Here is a 22673-nt window from a genome sequence, read left to right as displayed (position 1 = left end):
AGTAAAAACAAAGTGAACAAAAAAATTAACAATCCTAATAAATTTTTTACTTGGCCGAGAATTATAAATGGCCTGACATTTTCAAGAATATTACTTGGGTTACCAATAATTATTTTACTAATGAATGGTAACAATGATATTTTTATTTTTCTATTCCTTATAGCAGGTATTACTGATTTTCTTGACGGTTTTTTTGCACGTAAATACAATCATAAATCTGTTTTTGGTGCGAAGTTAGATCCTTTGGCAGATAAGATACTTATAATTGGTCCAATGATTTGGTTGGTGCATGAGAATCTTGTACCCTTATGGACTGTCTGGTTAATAATATCGAGAGAACTCTTAATAACTAGTTGGCGTTCTGATAAAAACTCAGGTGGTCCAGCCTCAATTCAAGGTAAATATAAAACTACATTCCAATTTGCTAGTATAATTCTATTATTATGGCCCAACAATTGGGGTACTAATGATACCATTTATATTATTAATAAAATAGGCTATATATCATTCTGGATAGCATTATTTCTTACTTTAAGTTCAGCAATAAAATATATATTCAATCAAAAAGAAGCTCATCAGAACTAAAATCAAATTGTTCATAATTAGCTAATAGATAATCATTATTATAGCTATCAATTAAACCATTAAACAAATCGAATTTAGGCTCCCAAGATAAATCTTTTTCTATTTTTGAAGTGTCCGTAAAGAAATTAGTTAATCTTAGAGGGAAAAGTTTTCTTGCCTTAGGATCAAGTCTTGAAGGATCAAAAGAACGTAAACTGAAATCATTGACTCTATTTCCAGTAGCTAAAATTGCTGTTTCAATTAAGCCTTTAAAAGTTACTGCCTTAGTTCCTGAACAATTATAAATTTGATTAATCGATTTATCTGTTTCAAGAGATTTTGAAATAGCCTCGGCCAAATCCGAAACATGTCCTAATTGCGTGATGATTTGACCGTCATAAGGAACAGGAATAGATCGGCCATTAGTTATACGATCAAAAAACCATTTTTCAATAGGGTTGTAGTTACCTGGGCCATAAATATAAGTCGGACGAAAACTCGTAAAAGGAATACCTTCATCTTTCAGCCAAGACTCTGTTTTTGCTTTACCTATATGACGGCTTTCAAGATCTATTAGACTCTCTTCACTAACAGGAAATAATCCAGTATTTTCATATACGCCTGCGGAACTTATATAGATAAATCTAAAATCAGGAAGACCTGAGAATTCAAGAAGTCTTTGCGTATCTTCCAACTTACGTCCAGAGCTATCAACAATAAGATCAAATGTGTGCTCAGATAACTTTTTTAGGTCTTCATCATTTAACCTGTCTCCCTTTAGGTGAGTTATATTTTTTGGTACTGGTAATTTTCCACGTGTAAATACAAATATCTCATGTCCTTTTGATAGCAATCTCGAGACAAGAGCTTTTCCTACAAACCTTGTTCCACCGTAAAAAAGAACTTTCAAGATACTTTATTAAAAAAATTATATTAAAGCCTATAGATAATCTCCTAGAGCTACATAAATGATGTTAGATGAATAGTAATAATTTTTTTTCTTGATGGACATCATACCTGCAATAGATCTACTGAATGGTAAATGTGTTCGATTAAATCAAGGAAATTACAATGAAGTTACTAAGTTCAATAGTGATCCTGTAAAACAAGCTCAAACGTGGGAAAGCCAGGGAGCAAAACGACTACATCTTGTAGATCTTGATGGTGCTAAGACTGGTGAACCAATAAATGATCTAACAATAAAAGAAATAAAAAAATCAATTACAATACCCGTACAACTTGGTGGTGGAATTAGGAGCATTGATCGTGCAAAAGAATTATTCGATATTGGAATAGACAGAATTATTTTAGGGACAATTGCGGTAGAGAAACCGGAGTTAGTAAAAGATCTATCTAAAGAATATCCACAAAGAGTTGCAGTAGGAATTGATGCCAAAGAGGGAATGGTAGCTACTCGAGGTTGGTTAAAAGAAAGCAAAATATCTTCTCTAGACTTAGCAAAACAACTAAACGATCTTGAATTAGCCGCAATCATATCAACTGACATTGCAACTGATGGCACTCTAAAAGGACCTAATGTTGAAGCCTTGAGAGAAATGGCTGAAATAAGTATTAATCCAGTAATTGCCTCAGGAGGGATAGGCTCAATAGCAGATTTAATTTCCCTAGCAGCTTTCGAGAATGAAGGTATTGAAGGAATAATCGTAGGCAGAGCACTATATGACGGCTCAATAGATTTAAAAGAAGCGATATTAACTCTAAAAAATCTTCTTATTCAAGATTCATTTAATGATAAAGATACTTATCTTGCCTAACATTTAGAAAATATGATTGGTCTTTTGAATTTATGGGATAGGGCTGGAAGTATTTTTAAATCAAGTTATCTTTAAAAGGATAGTTTCTAGAATTCAACTTGATCGAAGAAAGACCAAAACAAATTTTAATGATAGCGCCTTCACTATTGGGCGAGTCATTGGCTTTGCAGCTAACATCTCAGGATAATAATTTAGAAATAATCCTAGACAAAAAAGATATAATTGGATTACCTAAACTTATTCTATTTTGCTTTGAAGAAGTTGAACTCTCAAACTCAATTAAACTAGAAATCCTTAAGTTAAAAGAAAGATGGGATCAATCTCCTATTTTAATTGTAATACCAAAAAGCATTAAATTATCCTCAACCGATTTGATGACTTTTGGTAGTGAAGGCGTTATTCAAGATCCTACTGTTGAACTTTTAAGAGATACAATCAATATTTTGCTTGGTGGCGGCAGAGTATTTAAAATTAATAATGAAACAAATTACAATGCCAACTCAATTCATAATTCATATGGATTAGGACATTGGTTATTAACTAGTGGTATATCACAAATAAATAAAGATTTATATAAGATAGATCATATAATAAGCAAGAAATCAATAAATGCAATTTATTCTTTCATATTACTAGGTAGAAAAAGAGAACTATTAACAGCAAAGAAATTGATTATCTGGTTATGGGGTCCGCTAGAGGTATTAATAGAGTCACCAATTAAAAATAATTACAATAAAAATATAAATCTAATTAATAAATATAGTACTGACATAACAATAAAAAACACTTCAACTAATGAGTTATGGGATGTAATTTATAAACGTGTAAAAGAGAGACTTCAAGTTGATCTATTAAATTCAACTGACGAACTCGCAGCTCTTTATTCATTAAATATAAGCAAACGAAGTAACCTCTTGAAAACGCTTCTGCAAGAATTTTCAATTATTATCAACAAACTTGATTCAAACAATAATCTCAAAAAAGAGTTTGATGAGATTTTACAATCAATCACTCCTGAATTACGCGCTAATACATTGCGTAATTTCATAGATTCGTATGATCGTTTGCAAAAGAATGGCGTTGAAGTTTTCATTTCAGACTTTCTAGTCCATAATGCAGAGCTTGGAATAATTGATGATGAACTACCTTCAATTTCTTTAATAATAGATCCAATATTAAATAATAAGCCGATTCTCATCGATGGAGAATATTTATCAATAGAAGATCCTCGATCAATTATTCAATTAGAAACATTTATTCTAAATTGGATATTCAGGACAGCTGAAATAGTTAGTGAAGAAATTATATCTTCATGCTCTGAATGGCCAGAATTACGTAAATATTTTTTAAATCAAGAGTTATTTTCAACAAGGGAACTAGAACGTAAAAGAAATCATATCAATACAAATAATCAACTTCAAAATCTATTCAAAAAGCCAGTTAGATTGTACGAAAGCAAAAGATTGTATTATACAGTAAAAAATAATAGAATTGAAAAGATTACAATCCTTGAACCTAGAGATGATGAATTAAAGAAATTAGACTGGGCCCAAAGACAAATAGCATTTATAGTTGAATTAAGAGATGCCTTGGCTCCACAAGTACAGGCAATAATTCAATACTTAGGTGATTTAATAGTTCTAATTCTCACAAAAGTTGTTGGAAGATCTATAGGGTTAATTGGTAGAGGTATTGCCCAAGGTATGGGGAGAAATCTATCCAAAGGATAATTTATTTATTAATAAATATAGCTAGATCAGCTTTAAGACTTTAGAATTTATAAAATTAATACTTTACTTTGATTTTGATAAGAATATTCTCATCACTACTTATACTTTTTTTTCTATTTGTTAATCCAGTATATTCAGCTAGAGATACTGATAGTTACGACGGGAATATATACCCAATCTATGCCGGTAACGGATCATTAGTTCCACCACCAAGCACATTATCAGAGTCATTAAAGAACGAAAGAACAAGTGTTTTAGTTTTCTATCTAGACGATAGTGCTACTAGTAAACAATTTGCACCTGTAGTTTCAGGTATTAAGTTATTGTGGAGCTCATCTGTTGATTTAATTCCCCTATCAATTGATGAATTAGACAATGATGACCAGAAAACATTTAAAGACCCAGGTTATTACTGGCATGGGAAGATACCTCAGACAGTGATTATTGACGGAAAAGGTAATGTTCTCCTAGATGAAGAAGGTCAAGTATCTTTCGATGAAATTAATGATGCAATAACTAAAGGAACAGGTCTAAAAAAACCTGATTTTAATCTAACAGTCAAAAGTTTTAACGAATACAATAGTGAGCCATCTAAAGATGGTTATACTAAACCTCGAGGCAGTTGAAAATGTAATGAAATCACTGTAGTTTTCAATTAAATTATCAAATATTTTCTTTAAAAAATGTTATTAGATTCTCTTTTTCTCATAATAATCATATTTTTTATGATTGAAATAAATCATTCTTTCAGACAAGATTGGCCATTAGTTCTTAAACCCAAAGAATTTAAAAAAGTCATACAAGATTCTAATCATAAATATATTACTTTGGTTGAAATTAAAAATCTGAAGAAGAGAATGGAAGTTATGATTCCTTCTTTTAATGTTAATCCTCAGTTAATTGGTATATCTACAAACGAGATAATAAAGATTAATACAAAAATCACACCACTTCATCCAGATGCAGAAGAACAAAAAAATGACTATTGGTCTGCATATATCTTAAAGGCGAACAAATCGACATTTGTCGAAATTGAAATTGAGTATGAGATTACAAATACAGCAATAGATAAGATTAAATGTCTTTGGCTAGATATAGAATGGAGCAATTACGGACCATTCGGTACCTTCAAAAGGTTCGATGGTTTTGTATTGCCTAACTTTATAGATATATCGGAAATAAATTCTTCTAATACTAATTCAATAGATCCAATTAAAACTCATATTCTTGGTAGTTTAGATGATCCTATTGGGATATTAAAATCCTACATGCCAGAGAATTGCTTACCTACAGATATTCTTACAATTGGAGAGTCTCCCTTGGCAATAATGCAAGGAAGATATATAGATTATAGAAACGTTAATTCAAATCTTATTTCTAGGTTAATTTGCAAAGGATTTCATCCAACTAGTAGTTTAGCCACTGCTTCCGGGATGCAAACACTAATAAATATTTCTGGTCCAACACGAGTAATAATTTCATGGTTAATTGGGGGAATATTTAAATTTTTTGGTATCAGAGGTATATTTTATCGTTTAGCTGGAGAACAAGCAAGATTAATTGACGACATTACTGGTACAACGCCACCCTATGATAAAAGTATAGTTTTAGGACCTAAAAATACTCAAACTTTTTGTATTAAAGCCGCAAAAACCTTAAATATTAATGTTGCTGTTGTAGATGTAAATGATCTAGGAAGAGTTAAAATTCTTTCAACAAATAATGATAATAATACTGAAATAATAAAAAGAGCTTTAACATCAAATCCAGCAGGTAATGCTAACCAACAAACACCATTAGTACTCATCAGATCAAATGAACTAAGTTAGAAGTCACATGAAAGTAAAAAATATAATAAAATAATTAAATGAAAAATCATGAAGCACTACCTTCAGATTTAATAATTGAGCCACTCAAGCTCAAGCATTTATCCCTGCTTAGAGCTAACAGTAATTCTAAATATCTTGGAATATTTCAAATTCTATTATGCAAAAAATGGTTTTCATCATTAGAGTCTAGTTTTACTAATTTAATTCCTACTAGGAATTCAACATGTTTAGTAGCAGTAGAAAGAGATAATATAATTGCATATATTTTAGCTACTCCAATTAATCGGAGAGGTACTTGTTGGTCAATCTCAGAGCCATACTTTATAGGTGAATCAATATCCTTTAGTCGTTATAACTTATTGCAGAGTTTATTAAGAAAAGTTCTTTATGAAAGCAATATTAATACTCAAAGTTTTTTAATTTCCATAAACACAAATGACAATCAAAACTTATCAGTAATAAGGCAATCTGGTTTTCAACCGCTAAGAATAATAAAGTATTGGAATAGGAAAGAGGGGATTAAATATAGAAAGAAAGAATATAAAGATAATTTTAACTGGGAAAAACTAAATGAAGATAATAGCCAACAAATATGGAGACTTGAACAAGCAAGGGAGTCAATTAACTTTAGATCAATTTTTGATAGGCAGTGGCATGATATTTATGAAAAAAGAAATACATTAACTGGTGTTATTAAATCAAAAGAGAATAATATTATTGCAGGGTTAATACCATCTGTTTGCCCCCAATATAATTATTCAGTAGAACTAATAAGAGGATTAGCATGGGATGAAAGACTAAATAAATCTATTCCTCAAAGAATTAATAATATGAAAGCTAGTCAAAAGAAGTATTACATAGAAACAACAAGTGAAGACAACAAATTGAATGAGATTTTGAATATAAATAATTGGGAAATAACAGAAGAGAGAGTTCTTCTAGGAAGAAGTGTTTGGAAAAGACAAAATAGATATAAATTAAAATCGATCGAAACCGAACTATTAACTAATCTTGTAGGAAATTTACAACAACAACCGGAATTACCTTCTACTATTCAAATGGAAAAAAACAAATGATACAGCCAAAACCCTGTTCAGTTTTAAGTCTTGATATTGGAGATAAAAGGATTGGTATAGCAGGTTGTGATCCACTTGGAATATCGATAACTCATCTTCCTGCAATTTTTAGAAATAGCTTTGAACAAGATCTAAAAGAGTTCGGGAAAATATGTTTTGAACGTAAAGTTGAAGGCCTCATTGTTGGCAATCCTCTTGATATGCACGGCAAGGAGACTAATCAATCTATTAGATGTAAAAAATATGGAATTAAATTAGCGAAATGTTTAAAACTTCCATTGGCTTTTATCAATGAACATTGTTCAACCATCGAGGCCAAAGAAAAATTCTCTTTAAAAAATGACAAAACCGGAAAAATAGATAGTGCATCTGCCGCTATACTTTTACAACAATGGCTTATTGAGGGACCTGATCTGGATGACTCAAATTAAATTTTGAATATGATATAAAAACATAATCAAATAAAAACAGATACTGACTAATAAAAACTAACTATGCCATCAACAAATAAAAACGACGAAGTACCTACACTTTTAGTTAAAGATTCTCAAGGCTCAGATCTCCTATGTTTTCTTGAACAAGTAGTACCTCTGGAAGGTAATGAATATGCCCTTTTAACACCTGTAGATACTCCAGTATCTCTTTTTCAATTAATTGATGATCAAGATCCTAAGCTAATAGAAACGATTAAAAAGAATGAGCCAATACTTGAAGTAGCTGATGTTGTCCTTCAAGAACATGATCTTAGACTTGTCCGCTCAGCTATCACCCTTACAGTCTCAGGTGAATTAGATGAGCCCGAGCCAGAAGAAATTGAAGAAGAAGATATTGATGACGAGTCAGAGACTTACGAACTTCTCGTCAATTTTAGAGTTGATAATAATGAATATGGTCTATACATTCCACTTGACCCTTTCTTCATAGTTGGAAAGCTAGAGGATGGTGAAGTAAAGCTTGTTGAAGGTGAAGAATTTGACAAGATACAATCAGGAATTGAAGCTGAGCTTGAGGAAAGAGGATTATCAGAATAAACATAAAAGAATTACTTATTCCACATTGGAAGGTAAACGATAAAATCTCAAAGATTTCGATAGATGATTTATTATCGAAAAATATTAAAGCATTAATACTTGATGTAGATGGAACATTAATCTCTGGGAACAAGCCAGTATTATCAACTGATATTAAAGATTGGATTGAAAATTCAAAAAAATACTTTTATACTTACTTATTTAGCAACAATCCATCTAAAAATAGAATAAAATTAATTGCTGATGAATTAGATTTAGCATTTACATACTCTGGTAGTAAACCAAGTAAAAAAAAGTTAAAGAAGATCCTAGATAAAATTCCATATTCATCAAATGAAGTAGCAATCGTTGGAGATAGAGTTTTTACAGATATTCTTGTAGGCAATAGATTAGGAATGTATACAATATTGGTAGATTCAGTAGATTATTATGGAAACAAAATTGAAAAAAATAATTTTCAATCCATAGAAAGATACCTAGCAAAAATTATAACTGGAGACTTATTATGACAACCTGGGTAATCAAGATTGGTACAAGCCTTTTAAGAGGAAACGATAAATATACAACCTTTGATATCATTAATAATTATTGTTCATACATATCAACAGCTCAAAGAAATGGCGATAAAGTTATACTGGTATCTAGTGGTGCTGTAGGACTTGGATGTCATAAAATGAGCTTCAAAACAAGGCCTAAAGAAATAATCTCTCTTCAAGCTTCTGCTGCAATAGGCCAACTTCATTTAATGGCTTTGTATGAAAAGGCCATGAGCAGTTTTGGATATAAAGTTGCACAAATATTATTAACTAGGTCAGAATTGGGCTCAAGAAATAGTTATAAATCTGCTTCGCAGACATTAAAAAGATTAATTGAATGGGATGTTATACCAATAGTAAATGAAAATGATATAACCTCAAATGAAGAGCTAAAATATGGCGATAATGATACTTTATCTGCATTAGTTGCAACAGCAATATCTGCTGATCAATTAATATTGTTAACTGATATTGACCATCTGTACTCTTCTAATCCAAAAACCGACAGCAAAGCCAAGCCAATCAGAGATATCAATAATTCAAAGGAATTAAATAATTTAGAACTAGCAAATGAGCAAACTTCCTGGGGGACTGGAGGAATAAAAACCAAATTAACTGCTGCAAAGATAGCTACTGAAAGCGGAATAAAAGTGCAATTAGCAGATGGCAGATCTCCTAAAACATTAGGCGAATTACTTGATGGAAAAAAAATAGGAACTGTTTTCCACCCACATCCAAACCCTATCGGGAATAGAAAAAGTTGGTTAGCACATGCAATTAAACCAGTTGGAGAAATACAGTTAGATGATGGTGCTAGTGAAGCTATCAAAAATAAAGGCGCTTCCCTTTTGTTAGTTGGCGTGAAAAAAGTGAGTGGGAGTTTTATTGCTAATCAACCTGTAAAAGTTATGAATACTGATGGAGAAGAAATTGCTAAAGGAATTTGCTCTATGAGTAGTGATGCTATAAAGATAGGAATTAATTCAAGATCCGACACAACAGGATCTCCCCTAGTTATTCACAGAGATGTTCTGGTTCTAACAAGTGAATAACTCAGATAAAAATAGTAATTTTCACTTTCCCAATCAAATCAAATTATGCAATTCAATGAAATTGTCGAAAATCTGAAGCAAGGTCAATCTGGCGTAGTTGACTTTAAGATAAAAAACAATCCAGTTATTTTAACTGCAGCTTCTTTAGACAAAGCCAAGGAAAATGAGATAAGTTTTCTTGACAATAATAGTCCATTAGATCTTAGGAATCTCATCAAAATTTCAAAAGCATCTGCTCTATTATTGCCAGCAAATGATAATTATATTGTTGAAATGGCAAAGAAGATTTCAGTTGATTGGATACTACTTAAAGAGCCCAAGATTGCTTTTGCTGAAACATTGGAGTTTCTTTATCCTTCTAATATAGAAATTGAAGGTATACATAAAAGTGCGGTTATTGGAAAGAATGTAAAAATTAGTCCTGGCGTTTCAATTGGAGCCAATGCATATATTGGAGATAATACAGAAATTGGGGCTGGAACTATTGTTCATGCAGGCGTTGTTGTCTATAAAAATGTATGTATTGGTGCCAAAAATATACTTCACGCAAATAGTGTTATTCATTCTGGATCTACACTTGGGGACGAATGTGTAATTAATGCTAATGCCGTTATTGGTGGTGAAGGTTTTGGATTCGTGCCCACATCACATGGATGGAAGAAAATGCCTCAAGTTGGAATAGTTATATTAAAAAACAAAGTAGAAGTAGGTAGTGGATCTACCATTGACAGGCCTTCAGTCGGAGAGACAATAATTGGTGAAGATACAAAAATTGATAACCTAGTTCAAATTGGTCACGGAGTAACTACCGGTAAAGGTTGTGCTATGGCTGCTCAAGTTGGTATTGCTGGCGGAGCACAGATTGGAGATGGAGTTATTCTTGCTGGACAAGTTGGTGTAAGTAATAGAGTCAAAATTGGCGATAGAGTGATAGCCAGTTCCAAAACAGGAATCGTAACAAATATTGAGGCAGGAAAGGTAGTTAGCGGCTTCCCTGCTATTCCCAATAAACTATGGTTGAGATGCTCTGCTAATTTCAAAAAACTACCTGAGATAGCAAAAGCCATTCGTCAATTAGATCGCAGAAACTCCAGGTAAGTTTTTCCCTTAATTAATAACAACAAATGAAGTCTTACAAAATAACATTATTGCCAGGAGATGGAATTGGTCCAGAGATAACAAACGTCACTCATAAAATCCTTGACCTCATCTCAAAGAAATTTGGCTTTGAAATCAAATTTAAAGAAATGCCTTTTGGCGGATCAGCTATAGATTCAGATGGTATCCCCTTACCAGATAGAACTCTTCAAGAATGTAAGAACTCTGATGGTGTTTTGTTAGCGGCAATAGGAGACCCAAAGTATGACGAACTACCTAGAGAGAAAAGACCTGAAACAGGTCTACTCAATCTCAGATCTTCTTTGGATCTTTTCGCAAATATAAGGCCAGTAAAAATAATTCCATCCTTAACAAACGCAAGTAGCTTAAAAGAAGACTTTGTTAAAGAAGTTGATTTAGTAGTAGTTAGAGAACTTACTAGCGGTATTTACTTTGGAGAACCTAAAGGGAGGATAAAAACAGAAAGGGGAGAAAGGGCATTTAATACGATGACATACACCACCGAGGAAGTTAAACGAATAGCAGAAATTGCTTTTAAATTAGCCAAACAAAGAAATCAAAAAGTTTGCTCAGTCGACAAGGCTAATGTTTTAGATGTAAGTCAACTATGGAGAGAGGAGACAATATTGGTTTCTAGCAAATACAAAGATATAGAACTTACGCATCAATATGTAGATAACGCAGCAATGCAACTTGTTAGAAATCCAAGCCAATTTGATGTGATTCTTACAGGTAATTTATTTGGAGATATTCTTAGCGACATTGCCGCCATGCTTACAGGCTCAATTGGCATGCTTCCTTCTGCTTCATTAACCACTAATGGGCCAGGTGTCTTTGAACCTGTTCATGGTTCAGCTCCTGACATAGCAGGAAAAGATATAGCTAATCCAATAGCAATGCTTTTATCTGCTGCAATGATGTTAAAAATTGCCTTTAATGAAAAACAAGCAGCAACTTTTTTAGAAAATGCAATTAACGATATCCTAACTGAGGGTTATAGAACTTCTGACTTAATGAGCAATCAGACAACTAAACAGGTTGGTTGCTCTCAAATGGGTGAACTATTGGCAGAAAAATTAAAATAATTAGTTCACAAATTAAAAAACTCTTTGAATAGTTTCCCTTTGAGGGTCAGTCGACCTGTAAAAATGAAAGTCAATACATAAGCGTCGATGTCAAAGCTTCACCCAGTAGTAGCTGTAACTGGTTCATCCGGAGCAGGAACAAGCACCGTTAAAAGAGCATTTGAGCATATATTTGCTCGTGAAAAGATTATCCCTGCAGTTGTTGAAGGAGATAGTTATCACCGTTTTGAGAGAATGCCGATGAAAAAGGCAATGTCTGAGGCACTTTCAAGAGGTGAAAATTTTTCTCATTTTGGGCCAGAGGCAAATTTATTCGACAAATTAGAAGACCTGTTTAGTCAATATGGAAAAACTGGTGGAGGTCAAAAAAGATATTATTTACATAGCCCAGAAGAAGCAGAGGAACATAACACACGTTTAGGAACAAAATTAGATCCAGGTCAATTCACTCCCTGGGAAGATATTCCAACAGGAACCGACCTTTTGTTTTATGAAGGACTACACGGTGGAGTAGTAGGAAAAGATTATGATGTGGCTTCATTCGCTGATTTACTTGTTGGTGTAGTACCAATTACCAATCTCGAATGGATTCAAAAAATACATCGAGATAACGCAGAACGAGGATATTCAGCCGAAACAATCGTCGATACAATTTTGAGAAGAATGCCTGATTATATCAATCACATATGTCCTCAATTTAGCCGAACAGATATTAATTTCCAGAGAGTACCGACAATTGATACGTCAAACCCATTTATTTGCAGGAATATTCCAACACCTGACGAAAGCTTTGTAATTATTCATTTCAGAAAAGGTTCAAGAGAAAAATGGGGAATTGACTTCCAATATTTATTAGGAATGATACACGATTCATTTATGTCAAGTCCGACAAGTATTGTTGTCAACGGTGGAAAAATGGGGTTTGCAATGGAACTTATTCTTACACCTATTATTCATAAGATGATAGAAGAGAAAAAAGCAGCAGGATAACAAAGTCAATCAATTCAAGCTAATAATATCTATTTTTAATAAATAAAGTTAATAAATAATGGTGATTATCATATCCTTTACTTTTATACTTTTATACATGTTATTTTCTATCTGTATTGAAGATATAAATACAATGATAATAGCTGAAAATAAATTAATACTATTATCTATATTGGGTATTGTTTACTTAATATGTAAGGGCTTATCAAATGAAAAAATAGCTGTTAAAGATTTAATTATAAATAATTCTTTTTCAATGATTATTATCTTTATAGTAATGTATTCAATAAGTTATGTAAGTTATAAAATTTTTGGAGTAAATTCATTAGGTATGGGTGACATAAAACTCTCTTCTATTAGTACAATATGGATTGGTATTGAATTGAGCTTTTTATCATTATGCATTTCATTTTTATTATCAGCTATATATAGTTTACATGGAAAAATTACTAAACGAATCAAGCCATTTCAACAGTATCCATTTGCGCCATTTCTATCAATTGGGATATTCTGTTCATGGATTATAGATAAGATTTAAACTTTCTAATCCCTTTTACGGGTCACAAGGTATTAAATTAAATTCAATCACAAAATAGAAGTGTCATTATTCGACTGGTTTGCTGATAGAAGGAAAGGCCAATTTGTTGGCAAAGTCACTCAGGAATCTGAAGAAAGTGATGGACTATGGGAAAAATGTCCAGAATGTGGACAAGTAGTTTATAGAAAAGATTTAATAGATAATTGCAGTGTTTGTAATAATTGTGGGCATCACAATCGAATAGATAGTAAAGAGAGAATAAGACTAATTACTGATCCAAATACATTCAAATCAATAAATAATCATTTAACTCCAGTTGACCCACTAGGTTTTAAAGATCGACGAGCTTACGCAGATAGGCTCAGAGAAAGTCAAGCTAGCACTGGTCTTAAAGATGGTGTAATAACAGGTACATGCAAAGTTAATTCTATTCCTATGGCATTAGCCGTAATGGATTTCAGATTCATGGGTGGCTCAATGGGATCTGTGGTAGGAGAGAAGATCACAAGGCTTATCGAACACTCAACCAAAGAAAAATTGCCATTGTTAATTGTTTGCGCATCGGGTGGTGCTCGAATGCAAGAAGGGATGTTAAGCCTGATGCAAATGGCAAAAATTTCAGGGGCGCTTGAACGACATAGAGACGCACAGTTGCTCTATATGCCTTTACTTACACATCCCACCACTGGAGGAGTTACTGCTAGTTTTGCCATGCTTGGAGATTTAATACTTGCAGAGCCCAAAGCACTTATTGGATTTGCAGGGAGAAGAGTCATTGAACAAACATTGAGAGAAAAACTCCCTGATAATTTCCAAACAGCAGAATATCTTCAAGACCATGGTTTCGTAGATACCATTGTCCCTAGAACAGAACTTAAAGAAACTTTGGCAAAGATACTTCGATTACATAAGACACAAGAACTAAAGTTAAAAACTAATGCATAAAACAAATCCAAAGATAAAAAATAAACTTGATTATCTATTAAACATCTTAGTCCTTTTATTAATAATTTTATTCAATAGGACAAATTTATTATATGCAGCCAATATTAATTGGGTTGAAGTTAGTAAAACTCAAGCCGGAATTCAATATTTAGATATAGATAGTATAGATATTAAAGGGAAAGGAATAATAGAAGTAACCACAAAATACTTGAAAATCGATACTAATGAATCAAGGAAAATTGAAGAGAATATTTATATAATGAAAATCAATTGCATGACTAATAAATTCAAGGATATTTCAGTTAATGGTAAAAAGAATTTATCCGCGAAATGGGAAGAGCCTAATGGGGATAAACTATTAGATGATGTAATTTCAGATAGCTGCGAAAATGTTTAAGCTCATCAATTATTTAAAAGAATGATCAATACAGATCATCCGATCCGCATAGCAATTGCAGGACTAGGTTTCGGTGAAAGTGTTCATATCCCTGCATCATTATCTAATAAGAATATTGAGCTTGTGGGATTGTGGCATCCTCGGCCAGAAAGGCTTAAAGAAGTCTGCAATAAGCACAATCTTCGTGCCTACGAGACCTGGGAGGATTTAGTAAATGATTCCAAAGTAGATGGAATAATCATAGCTACTCCGCCAGCACCCAGATACGAGCTTGCACTAGAGGCAATTAAAGGAGGAAAACATCTTTTACTAGAAAAGCCAACTTGCTTAAACTCTGAAGAAGTAAAAGAACTGCAAAGAAATGCCCTAAAAAGAAATTTAAAAATAGCTGTCGATTACGAATATCGAGCGGTTCCTCTGTTCATGCAAGCAAAGCGAATAATTAACGAGAAGAAACTAGATGAACCTTATTTTGTGAAACTAGATTGGCTAATGAGCAGCAGAGCTAATCCAGATAGACCATGGAATTGGTATTCAGACGAAGATTCTGGTGGAGGGGTATTGGGCGCGTTAGGTACCCATGCTTTTGACATGATTCATTGGCTCATTGGCCCAACTCATTCATTAAGCGCAATAAATTCGACTTCAATCAAACAAAGATATTGTACCCAATCAAAAACCACTAAAAAAGTGACAAGTGAAGATGTAAGCATTTCTCAACTACAAATTAAAAGCATTAGTAACAATTTGATTCCAGTCCAAGTAAATCTCTCTGCCGTAACAAAACAAAGCAGGGGTTTTAGTCTAGAAATTTATGGAAGCAATGGAACTCTTATTCTTAGCAGTGACAATCAGAACGATTATGTGCACGGATTTGGGCTGTGGTTCTCAACTAAGGAAGAAGTTCTTAAAAGTATTCAACCAGATTCAGATCTTTCTTTTTCAAAAATTTGGACAGATGGACGAATTGCCCCAGTAGCAAGAATACAAAACTGGTGGGTTCAAAGCATAAAAGACGGTACACCAGTTATTCCAGGCTTGGCTGAGGGATTAGCAAGCCAAATTGTTTGTGACAAGATTAAAGAATCAAACTCGATTGGAATGAAGCTTGAAATCAATTAGAGATATACACTAAATAAAAAAAAATTTTTTTTAGGTGTAATAAGCCACAAAAAGGGCCTTTGATATGGAATAATCTTAAGGAAATTTTTGTTGCATAAATGGCACTCTCGTACTACGCAGAAGAACTAAAGAAAACAGCAAGTGCCATAGCCCAGCCAGGCAAAGGGATTCTTGCTGTTGATGAATCAACTAAAACAGTAGGTAAAAGGCTTGCTTCAATAGGTGTTGAGAACACTGAGGACAACAGAAAAGCATATAGAGGTATGCTTTTCACCACAGAAGGTCTTGGAAACTTTATAAGCGGAGCGATTCTTTTTGAAGAAACTCTTTTCCAGAACCATCCAGATGGTGAGCCAATGGTTAAAAAGCTTGAGAAGCTAGGAATAATTCCAGGAATCAAGGTTGATAAAGGTCTAAGACCATTAGCTGGTGGACACGATGTAGAAACTTTTTGTTCAGGTTTAGACGGTCTTGTTGAAAGAGCTGCTGATTATTACGAGCAAGGTGCAAGATTTGCTAAATGGAGAGCAGTGCTTCAAATAACAGACGATGGTTGTCCTTCTAAACTTTCTATTAGAGAAAATGCTTGGGGTTTAGCAAGATACGCTAGATCAGTACAAGAATCTGGCTTGGTTCCAATTATTGAACCTGAAATCTTAATGGATGGTTCTCATTCAATTGAAAAGACAGCAGCAGTTCAAGAAGAAGTAATTAAAGAAGTTTACTTAGCTTGCCAGGTAAACGGAGTACTTTTAGAGGGAACTCTTCTAAAGCCATCAATGACGGTTCAAGGTGCTGACAGCTCAACGAAAGCTGATCCTCAGCAAGTAGCTGAAATGACAATCCGTACAATGGAACGCTGTGTACCTGCAAGTGTCCCTGGTATTACTTTCCTTTCAGGTGGCTTGAGCGAGGAAGCTGCATCAGTTTATTTAAATCTGATGAATAAGATCGACAGAAAGGCTAAGTGGAATGTTTCATTCTCATATGGTCGTGCTTTACAACATTCATGTCTAAAAGCATGGAAAGGCTCGAACACGTCTGATGGACAAAAAGCACTCATAGCTAGAGCTCAAGCAAACTCTGAGGCATCAAAAGGATTGTATGTTGCTGGTTCTCAGCCTTCTTCTGATGAACAATTATTTGTAGCTGGATACAAGTACTAAGCTAAAAAAGCTAACAAAAAGCTGCTATCTCTCCTTTTGATAGCAGCTTTTTTAATGCCTTGATTTATAAATTCAAGAAAGAAGTGTACTAAGAATTGACTTGCCATCAATATTACCTAAAGCATCATCACAAGCTCTTTCAGGATGTGGCATCATCCCCAAAACATTTCCTTTTTTATTTGTAATTCCAGCAATATCATTGATTGATCCATTTGGGTTATGAGCGTATCTTAGAGCAATCGAATCATCATCCTGCAATTTTTTCAAGACGTCATTGCTACATTGATATCTCCCTTCTCCATGAGCGATAGGTAGTGAAATAGAATCATGTTTTTTATAATTTTTCATCCAAGATGATTTTGTACTTTCAATAGATAAATTTGCTCTATCACAAATAAAATTTAGATTCTTATTTCTTGTCAAAGCTCCGTGCAAGAGACCAAGTTCAGTTAGTATTTGAAACCCATTACAAATACCAATAACTTTTCCACCTTTATCAACAAAAGAGATTAAAGAATTTAAAACAGGTGCGAATCTTGCTATTGCTCCACAACGTAAATAATCTCCATAACTAAACCCCCCTGGAATGACAATTGCGTCATAACCATTTAAATCAGTAGTTTCATGCCATAGAAAACTTGTAGGAATTCCCAGGCATCCTTCAGTAGCCCACCTGACGTCCCTGTCGCAATTCGATCCAGGAAAAACAATAATTCCGATATTCATTTATTTAGTTTATGGGAGTTTTCTGTTCGTCCTTAAATTCCAAAGACCAGTCCTCAATAACAGGGTTTGCGAGCAATCGATCACTCATTAACTCAATCTTCGATCGGGCTTCATCCTTATTTGCCGCTTCGATCTCAAGTTCAATAGATTTACCAATTCTTAGTTGAGTAACTCCATCTATTCCTAATCTCTTAGTAGCTGACCTAGTAGCCTCTCCCGCCGGATCCAAAACAGAAGGTCTTAAATGAACAAAAACTCTTGCTTTAAATAAAGACACTTTTAAAAATCAATGGAATTTCCTACTCCCTTCCCTTAGTTAATCCAAGAAAGAAGGTTACAAAGTTATTGTAGATAATATTTGATAAATTTCTAATTGATACTTTCTTATTGTTCACTTATTAATCCTTTACCTAGGCATGTCAGACAAGTGTGATAACAATTTGGGCTAGATTTCATATAACCATTACCGCCACATTTATTGCAGGTCTTCAGGTTCAAAGCATTGGCAACACTCTGAACTTCATTTTTCTCGGTAGTGGAAACTGCTTGACTCACAACAAAAAGTCCGGTTAGAAACTATTAGAAAATTGGTATAAGAGAATTATCTCCTAACACACAAAGAATCGCGGATAAAAATAAAAATACAACCTATTTTTAATATAAATATAATAATTTGAACCGATTAATTAAAAGGAAGATTCAAAAGCTTTTTCAACTCCGCCTTTCAGACTCAAAGATACTAAATCAATCCCAGCCTTAGAAGGTTTCCAAGAATCATCATTCGCGCTCTCAAACCATGAATTAAATCTAGATCCAACCATTTGGATCTGAAGAGGCAAAGCCTTACCCTCTATCCAGCATCTCCCTTTTATACGAAGAATTTTATATTCCGGAACAAGTTTTAAAAGTATTTCTTTCAATAAATCTTTATCAATTGGGAATTCAAATCTTAAATGCTCACTTATTACATCAACATGGTCATGGTCATGGTCATGGTCATGGTCATGGTCATGGTCATGGTCATGGTCATTTTGATCTGATCGAGAAATATTGTTTTGTTCTTTGCAAAGGCCGAGAATTACTGAAGGTTCAATTTTTCCATTAGATATTGGCAGAATATTAGTAATGGAATTCCCTTGTTTTTTCACCTCATCCCTAGCCAATGAAAAACTTTTTGCAGAAAGCAAATCAGACCTACTAATCAAAACGAGATCAGCAGAAATCAATTGATCTCTAAAAAGATCATTTATTGGAGTTAAATGATCAATACTATTATCATTTATTATTTGTTCATTAATACTTTTTAAATCACCCACTGGACTTCCGTTTGAGAGAGCATATCCATCAACCAAAGTTACGACACCATTAATGAAAACCTTACTTCTTATTGCAGGCCAATTGAGAGCTTGCAGTAAAGGCTTTGGCAAAGCAAGACCACTGGTTTCAATAATGATTCCATCAAGCTGATTTGATCTAAAGAGCAAGGCTTCCATTGCAGGTAAGAAGTCCTCTTGAACAGTGCAACATAAACAGCCATTATTCAATTCAACTATTCTTTCATCTACTTCATCATCAGGGCAAAAGCCACAGGTTTTAAGAAGGTCTCCATCTAAGCCTACTGTTCCAAATTCATTAACGACTACAGCTAGACGTTGATGAGCTTCACTTAAAAGATGTCTCAAGAGTGTTGTTTTGCCAGAACCCAAAAACCCAGTAACCACAGTAACTGGTAGACGACTATCACTCATCTTTGTTCAACAAGTCAGCAACCAAGACTATAGCTTGTATCCTCCTCGGTCTTTGAATTTATTCCAGAAGCCATAGAACATAGTTCTTTTTGTTGTATTCGACTTATTACCGCATCTGTAAAGTCAGCTCCTTCAATAAGAGCGTCTGTGAAGGTACTTTCCATCAATAATGCACCATTGAAGTCGACATCCCTTAAATCAGCTCCTTCGAAATCAGTTGCATATGCCAAAGCGTCATTCAGCTGCGCACCATGCAAATCTGCTCCATTCAATTTACTATTATTAAACACTGCTCCTGTCAGGTTTGATTCACTGAAATTTATGCCCTTCAGATCTAGTTTTACGAAATCATTTCCACTTAAATCCTGGCTAGACATATCCTGGGAAATATTTAGTTCTTCTTGATTGCGAATCTCAGCAGGCGTTCTAGCGAAAACACTTTGAGCAGGAAAGATCAAAACAAAAATAAGTAATACAGCAAAAACAATTGCTTTAAAATCAGAGATGAAAGAAGTTTTTTTGTTCATTGGAGCTTAAAAGGACTTTTAACAGGTAATTTAATTATTCACGTTATGGCAAATAGGGCCAAGAATGAATCATGTCAATGAGCTTAAGAGTAATAGTTCCTCCGCACCCACTCATATCACATTGGTTAACTATTTTAAGGAACCCTACTACCCCAGAAATCCTCTATGCAACAGGCCTAGAACAACTTGGTACCTGGCTAACTTATGAAGCTCTGAGAGATTGGATCCCAAGTAAAAAAGAGCAGATCACTGCTTCAGCAGGAAAAATTGAGTGTTCAATTATTGATCCAAATATTCCTATTTTGGCAATTCCTTATTTGCCTGCAGGGCTTGAGCTCTTTAGGGGTGCTAGAAATTTAATTCCTAATTCAAATTTGTGTATTGGCGGGCTACCTAAAGAAATTGAGGAAAATGCAGGAATTATTTTTTACATAGATCAAATAACAACCGGTAAACAACTTTTAAAAGATTTAAATCATCTTAAAAATAAAAAAATTGATGCAAGAAGGATAAGAGTGATTACAGCATTAGCCGCTAATCAAGGACTTAAAGAAATCGGTGAAAATATTCAAGATTTGAATATTTATTGTGCTTGTATAGATCCTGAATTAATATCAGAAAGTGAACTATCACCAGGAATTGGTGATCCATCATTACGTATCAAAACCAGAGTCACCTCATCGGACTAGCATTTAAAGAAGTTATTCAAAGCTATGAGCCAATACCGAGATTCAAATTCAGGAAGTTTGGCATCATTAATTAGTGGTGCCGTACTTGGAGCTGCAGGTTTAGCTTGGTGGTTACTTTCTGAAGCCGAGAAAAGGCAAGAAACCAGAAAGCAAAAGGCAATGCTTTATGCACCAAGGATTCAAGATGGCTCTGAGGCAACTGAATTAGAATCAAATACTGTAGGGAATCAAAGCAACGAGCACCTTGAGCAACGTGTTGAACAGCTTAATTCGGCAATCGCAGACGTACGGAAACAATTAGAAGACCTGGGGTCTTCTAATTAATTCTAATTTTTAAACAATTAAATAGAAATCAAATGCTTAGATCAAATGCGATAACACAGGGTATTCAACGGTCACCGAACAGAGCAATGCTTAGAGCTGTTGGCTTTGATGATAATGACTTTAATAAGCCAATTATTGGAATCGCTAATGGTCACAGCACAATAACCCCATGCAATATGGGATTAATGGATCTGGCTAATAGAGCAGAGGCCGCTTTAAAAGAGGCTGGTGCAATGCCTCAAACATTCGGGACCATAACTGTTAGTGACGGCATCTCTATGGGAACAGAAGGGATGAAATATTCATTAGTTTCAAGAGAAGTTATTGCTGACGCAATTGAAACAGCTTGCAATGCTCAAAGCATGGATGGTGTATTAGCAATAGGTGGATGCGACAAAAATATGCCCGGCGCAATGTTATCAATGGCAAGAATGAATATACCTTCAATCTTTGTTTACGGAGGAACAATTAAGCCTGGGAAATTAGACGGTTGCGACCTAACCGTAGTTAGTTCTTTTGAAGCTGTCGGTCAATTAACAAGTGGGAAAATCGACGAAAAACGTTTAATAGCAGTAGAAAAAAATGCTATCCCTGGTCCTGGTAGTTGTGGTGGGATGTTCACTGCAAACACCATGTCTGCGGCAATTGAAACGATGGGTTTTAGTTTGCCATTTAGTTCAACAATGGCAGCTGTAGACGATGAGAAAGCAGAGAGCGCTGCCAAAAGTGCTCAGGTGCTTGTCAATGCAGTTAAGAACGACATCAGACCATTAGATTTACTCACAAAAAAAGCCTTTGAGAATGCGATCAGTGTCATCATGGCTGTTGGTGGCTCAACAAATTCTGTCCTTCACCTACTTGCAATAGCGAGGACTGCAGGAGTTGATTTAACAATCGATGACTTTGAACGTATAAGACAAACTGTTCCAGTAATTTGCGACCTCAAGCCAAGCGGTAAATACGTAACTGTAGACTTACATCAAGCTGGGGGGATTCCTCAAGTAATGAAATTACTCCTCGATGCAGGAATGCTTCATGGAGAATGCAAAACTATTGAAGGTAAAACAATTAAAGAAGTTCTTAGAGATATCCCCTCAAAGCCCAAAGAAAATCAAGATGTTATCAGAGAAATATCAAATCCTATTTACAAGAAAGGACATCTAGCTATTCTCAAAGGAAATTTAGCTAGTGAAGGAAGTGTCGCAAAAATCAGTGGGGTCAAAACTCCTATTTTAACAGGGCCTGCAAGGGTTTTTGAGAGTGAAGAAGAATGCTTAGCTGCAATTCTAGACAATAGAGTCAAAGCTGGAGATGTAGTAGTCGTTAGATATGAAGGCCCTGTAGGAGGACCAGGAATGAGAGAAATGCTCTCTCCAACCTCAGCAATTGTAGGTCAAGGATTAGGAGAGAAAGTTGCACTAATTACAGACGGCCGATTTAGTGGGGGATCATATGGATTAGTGGTCGGCCATGTTGCTCCAGAAGCAGCCGTTGGAGGAACAATTGGGTTGGTAGAGGAAGGAGACAGTATTACTGTTGACGCTAATAAATTGTTAATTCAGTTAAATGTTGAAGACCGAGAACTAGCTAGAAGGAGAGAGAATTGGAAGAAGCCAAAGCCTAGATATAAGACAGGCATTCTTGGAAAGTATTCCAGACTAGTAAGTTCATCAAGCCAAGGAGCTACAACCGATCAAATATAGT

At 34.3% G+C, this 22673-nt stretch carries 26 protein-coding genes; 21 read left to right on the top strand and 5 right to left on the bottom strand.

What is annotated here, in order from left to right; all coding sequences use genetic code 11:
- Positions 1–12 precede the first annotated feature (12 nt).
- Entirely contained in the window at positions 13–585 is a 573-nt protein-coding gene (gene pgsA, locus O5633_RS01090; RefSeq protein ID WP_269610175.1) for a CDP-diacylglycerol--glycerol-3-phosphate 3-phosphatidyltransferase, read from the top strand.
- On the opposite strand, the gene O5633_RS01085 is transcribed toward pgsA, so the two are convergent.
- Complete coding sequence (locus tag O5633_RS01085) at positions 557–1474, bottom strand: NAD-dependent epimerase/dehydratase family protein (RefSeq protein ID WP_269610174.1); 918 nt, start codon at positions 1472–1474, stop codon at positions 557–559. The genes pgsA and O5633_RS01085 overlap by 29 nt on opposite strands.
- A gap of 94 nt (positions 1475–1568) precedes the next feature.
- Between O5633_RS01085 and hisA the strand changes: the two genes are divergently transcribed.
- From hisA to O5633_RS01005, 17 genes are all read left to right on the top strand, one after another.
- Positions 1569–2339: a 1-(5-phosphoribosyl)-5-[(5-phosphoribosylamino)methylideneamino]imidazole-4-carboxamide isomerase gene (gene hisA, locus O5633_RS01080; protein ID WP_269610173.1), complete on the top strand. Its 771-nt coding sequence runs from the start codon at positions 1569–1571 to the stop codon at positions 2337–2339.
- 128 nt (positions 2340–2467) lie between these two features.
- Entirely contained in the window at positions 2468–4069 is a 1602-nt protein-coding gene (locus O5633_RS01075; protein WP_269610172.1) for a DUF3685 domain-containing protein, read from the top strand.
- 68 nt (positions 4070–4137) lie between these two features.
- A complete protein-coding gene (locus O5633_RS01070; RefSeq protein ID WP_269610171.1) occupies positions 4138–4695 on the top strand; it encodes a thylakoid membrane photosystem I accumulation factor in 558 nt (185 codons plus the stop codon).
- Positions 4696–4794: 99 nt separating this feature from the next.
- A complete protein-coding gene (locus tag O5633_RS01065; protein WP_269610170.1) occupies positions 4795–5898 on the top strand; it encodes a hypothetical protein in 1104 nt (367 codons plus the stop codon).
- 38 nt (positions 5899–5936) lie between these two features.
- Positions 5937–6974, top strand: a complete 1038-nt coding sequence (locus tag O5633_RS01060) for a hypothetical protein (RefSeq protein WP_269610169.1) — start codon at positions 5937–5939, stop codon at positions 6972–6974.
- Positions 6971–7405 carry a Holliday junction resolvase RuvX gene (gene ruvX, locus O5633_RS01055; protein ID WP_269610168.1) on the top strand — a complete coding sequence of 145 codons (435 nt, stop codon included), beginning with the start codon at positions 6971–6973 and terminating at the stop codon, positions 7403–7405. The genes O5633_RS01060 and ruvX overlap by 4 nt, the downstream gene beginning before the upstream one ends.
- A gap of 63 nt (positions 7406–7468) precedes the next feature.
- Positions 7469–8005 (top strand): DUF3727 domain-containing protein, encoded by a 537-nt coding sequence (locus tag O5633_RS01050; RefSeq protein ID WP_269610166.1) that lies wholly within the window; start codon positions 7469–7471, stop codon positions 8003–8005.
- Positions 7993–8514, top strand: coding sequence for a YqeG family HAD IIIA-type phosphatase (locus O5633_RS11670; RefSeq protein ID WP_420063630.1), 522 nt, complete (start codon positions 7993–7995; stop codon positions 8512–8514). Before O5633_RS01050 ends, O5633_RS11670 begins: the two co-directional genes overlap by 13 nt.
- Positions 8511–9593, top strand: a complete 1083-nt coding sequence (gene proB / locus O5633_RS01045) for a glutamate 5-kinase (protein WP_269610165.1) — start codon at positions 8511–8513, stop codon at positions 9591–9593. Before O5633_RS11670 ends, proB begins: the two co-directional genes overlap by 4 nt.
- Positions 9594–9638: 45 nt before the next feature.
- Positions 9639–10691 (top strand): UDP-3-O-(3-hydroxymyristoyl)glucosamine N-acyltransferase, encoded by a 1053-nt coding sequence (lpxD, locus tag O5633_RS01040; protein WP_269610164.1) that lies wholly within the window; start codon positions 9639–9641, stop codon positions 10689–10691.
- Between the two features lie 26 nt (positions 10692–10717).
- Positions 10718–11797 carry a 3-isopropylmalate dehydrogenase gene (leuB, locus tag O5633_RS01035; protein WP_269610163.1) on the top strand — a complete coding sequence of 360 codons (1080 nt, stop codon included), beginning with the start codon at positions 10718–10720 and terminating at the stop codon, positions 11795–11797.
- Between the two features lie 87 nt (positions 11798–11884).
- Positions 11885–12787: a phosphoribulokinase gene (locus O5633_RS01030; RefSeq protein WP_269610162.1), complete on the top strand. Its 903-nt coding sequence runs from the start codon at positions 11885–11887 to the stop codon at positions 12785–12787.
- Between the two features lie 58 nt (positions 12788–12845).
- The gene (locus O5633_RS01025) at positions 12846–13325 is read left to right on the top strand and encodes a prepilin peptidase (RefSeq protein ID WP_332299680.1); all 480 of its coding nucleotides are present in this window, start codon (positions 12846–12848) and stop codon (positions 13323–13325) included.
- A gap of 60 nt (positions 13326–13385) precedes the next feature.
- Positions 13386–14270 carry an acetyl-CoA carboxylase, carboxyltransferase subunit beta gene (accD, locus tag O5633_RS01020; RefSeq protein ID WP_269610159.1) on the top strand — a complete coding sequence of 295 codons (885 nt, stop codon included), beginning with the start codon at positions 13386–13388 and terminating at the stop codon, positions 14268–14270.
- Positions 14263–14667 carry a hypothetical protein gene (locus O5633_RS01015; RefSeq protein WP_269610158.1) on the top strand — a complete coding sequence of 135 codons (405 nt, stop codon included), beginning with the start codon at positions 14263–14265 and terminating at the stop codon, positions 14665–14667. The genes accD and O5633_RS01015 overlap by 8 nt, the downstream gene beginning before the upstream one ends.
- Before the next feature lie 21 nt (positions 14668–14688).
- Positions 14689–15789, top strand: coding sequence for a Gfo/Idh/MocA family protein (locus O5633_RS01010; RefSeq protein ID WP_269610156.1), 1101 nt, complete (start codon positions 14689–14691; stop codon positions 15787–15789).
- A gap of 98 nt (positions 15790–15887) precedes the next feature.
- Positions 15888–16955: a class I fructose-bisphosphate aldolase gene (locus tag O5633_RS01005; protein ID WP_011823524.1), complete on the top strand. Its 1068-nt coding sequence runs from the start codon at positions 15888–15890 to the stop codon at positions 16953–16955.
- Positions 16956–17027: 72 nt separating this feature from the next.
- On the opposite strand, the gene purQ is transcribed toward O5633_RS01005, so the two are convergent.
- The 4 genes from purQ to O5633_RS00985 form a co-directional block, all read right to left on the bottom strand.
- Positions 17028–17681 (bottom strand): phosphoribosylformylglycinamidine synthase subunit PurQ, encoded by a 654-nt coding sequence (gene purQ / locus O5633_RS01000; protein ID WP_269610154.1) that lies wholly within the window; start codon positions 17679–17681, stop codon positions 17028–17030.
- A 4-nt stretch (positions 17682–17685) separates the two neighbouring features.
- Complete coding sequence (gene purS, locus O5633_RS00995) at positions 17686–17958, bottom strand: phosphoribosylformylglycinamidine synthase subunit PurS (protein WP_269610153.1); 273 nt, start codon at positions 17956–17958, stop codon at positions 17686–17688.
- 409 nt (positions 17959–18367) lie between these two features.
- The gene (gene cobW, locus O5633_RS00990) at positions 18368–19429 is read right to left on the bottom strand and encodes a cobalamin biosynthesis protein CobW (protein ID WP_269610152.1); all 1062 of its coding nucleotides are present in this window, start codon (positions 19427–19429) and stop codon (positions 18368–18370) included.
- A 14-nt stretch (positions 19430–19443) separates the two neighbouring features.
- A complete protein-coding gene (locus O5633_RS00985; protein ID WP_269610151.1) occupies positions 19444–19956 on the bottom strand; it encodes a pentapeptide repeat-containing protein in 513 nt (170 codons plus the stop codon).
- A 71-nt stretch (positions 19957–20027) separates the two neighbouring features.
- Between O5633_RS00985 and O5633_RS00980 the strand changes: the two genes are divergently transcribed.
- From O5633_RS00980 to ilvD, 3 genes are read left to right on the top strand one after another with little or no spacing between them, the layout of a single operon-like run.
- Positions 20028–20645, top strand: coding sequence for a uracil phosphoribosyltransferase (locus tag O5633_RS00980; RefSeq protein WP_269610150.1), 618 nt, complete (start codon positions 20028–20030; stop codon positions 20643–20645).
- 24 nt (positions 20646–20669) lie between these two features.
- Positions 20670–20969, top strand: a complete 300-nt coding sequence (locus tag O5633_RS00975) for a hypothetical protein (protein ID WP_269610149.1) — start codon at positions 20670–20672, stop codon at positions 20967–20969.
- A gap of 32 nt (positions 20970–21001) precedes the next feature.
- Entirely contained in the window at positions 21002–22672 is a 1671-nt protein-coding gene (gene ilvD, locus O5633_RS00970; protein WP_269610147.1) for a dihydroxy-acid dehydratase, read from the top strand.
- Position 22673 lies beyond the last annotated feature (1 nt).

Source organism: Prochlorococcus marinus str. MIT 1013, assembly GCF_027359395.1.
Taxonomy (GTDB): domain Bacteria; phylum Cyanobacteriota; class Cyanobacteriia; order PCC-6307; family Cyanobiaceae; genus Prochlorococcus_B; species Prochlorococcus_B marinus_E.
The sequence above is the reverse complement of the archived record's forward strand: the minus strand, read 5'-3'. Positions and strand labels throughout refer to the sequence as shown.

Excerpts from the sequence above, each read along its gene's own strand:
- hisA (WP_269610173.1), top strand. The coding sequence starts at position 1,569 with ATGGACATCATACCTGCAATAGATCTACTGAATGGTAAATGTGTTCGA.
- O5633_RS01075 (WP_269610172.1), top strand. The coding sequence starts at position 2,468 with ATGATAGCGCCTTCACTATTGGGCGAGTCATTGGCTTTGCAGCTAACA.
- O5633_RS01065 (WP_269610170.1), top strand. The coding sequence starts at position 4,795 with ATGATTGAAATAAATCATTCTTTCAGACAAGATTGGCCATTAGTTCTT.
- O5633_RS01060 (WP_269610169.1), top strand. The coding sequence starts at position 5,937 with ATGAAAAATCATGAAGCACTACCTTCAGATTTAATAATTGAGCCACTC.
- ruvX (WP_269610168.1), top strand. The coding sequence starts at position 6,971 with ATGATACAGCCAAAACCCTGTTCAGTTTTAAGTCTTGATATTGGAGAT.
- O5633_RS01050 (WP_269610166.1), top strand. The coding sequence starts at position 7,469 with ATGCCATCAACAAATAAAAACGACGAAGTACCTACACTTTTAGTTAAA.
- proB (WP_269610165.1), top strand. The coding sequence starts at position 8,511 with ATGACAACCTGGGTAATCAAGATTGGTACAAGCCTTTTAAGAGGAAAC.
- lpxD (WP_269610164.1), top strand. The coding sequence starts at position 9,639 with ATGCAATTCAATGAAATTGTCGAAAATCTGAAGCAAGGTCAATCTGGC.
- leuB (WP_269610163.1), top strand. The coding sequence starts at position 10,718 with ATGAAGTCTTACAAAATAACATTATTGCCAGGAGATGGAATTGGTCCA.
- O5633_RS01030 (WP_269610162.1), top strand. The coding sequence starts at position 11,885 with ATGTCAAAGCTTCACCCAGTAGTAGCTGTAACTGGTTCATCCGGAGCA.
- O5633_RS01025 (WP_332299680.1), top strand. The coding sequence starts at position 12,846 with ATGGTGATTATCATATCCTTTACTTTTATACTTTTATACATGTTATTT.
- O5633_RS01015 (WP_269610158.1), top strand. The coding sequence starts at position 14,263 with ATGCATAAAACAAATCCAAAGATAAAAAATAAACTTGATTATCTATTA.
- O5633_RS01010 (WP_269610156.1), top strand. The coding sequence starts at position 14,689 with ATGATCAATACAGATCATCCGATCCGCATAGCAATTGCAGGACTAGGT.
- O5633_RS01005 (WP_011823524.1), top strand. The coding sequence starts at position 15,888 with ATGGCACTCTCGTACTACGCAGAAGAACTAAAGAAAACAGCAAGTGCC.
- purQ (WP_269610154.1), bottom strand. The coding sequence starts at position 17,681 with ATGAATATCGGAATTATTGTTTTTCCTGGATCGAATTGCGACAGGGAC.
- cobW (WP_269610152.1), bottom strand. The coding sequence starts at position 19,429 with ATGAGTGATAGTCGTCTACCAGTTACTGTGGTTACTGGGTTTTTGGGT.
- O5633_RS00985 (WP_269610151.1), bottom strand. The coding sequence starts at position 19,956 with ATGAACAAAAAAACTTCTTTCATCTCTGATTTTAAAGCAATTGTTTTT.
- O5633_RS00980 (WP_269610150.1), top strand. The coding sequence starts at position 20,028 with ATGTCAATGAGCTTAAGAGTAATAGTTCCTCCGCACCCACTCATATCA.
- O5633_RS00975 (WP_269610149.1), top strand. The coding sequence starts at position 20,670 with ATGAGCCAATACCGAGATTCAAATTCAGGAAGTTTGGCATCATTAATT.
- ilvD (WP_269610147.1), top strand. The coding sequence starts at position 21,002 with ATGCTTAGATCAAATGCGATAACACAGGGTATTCAACGGTCACCGAAC.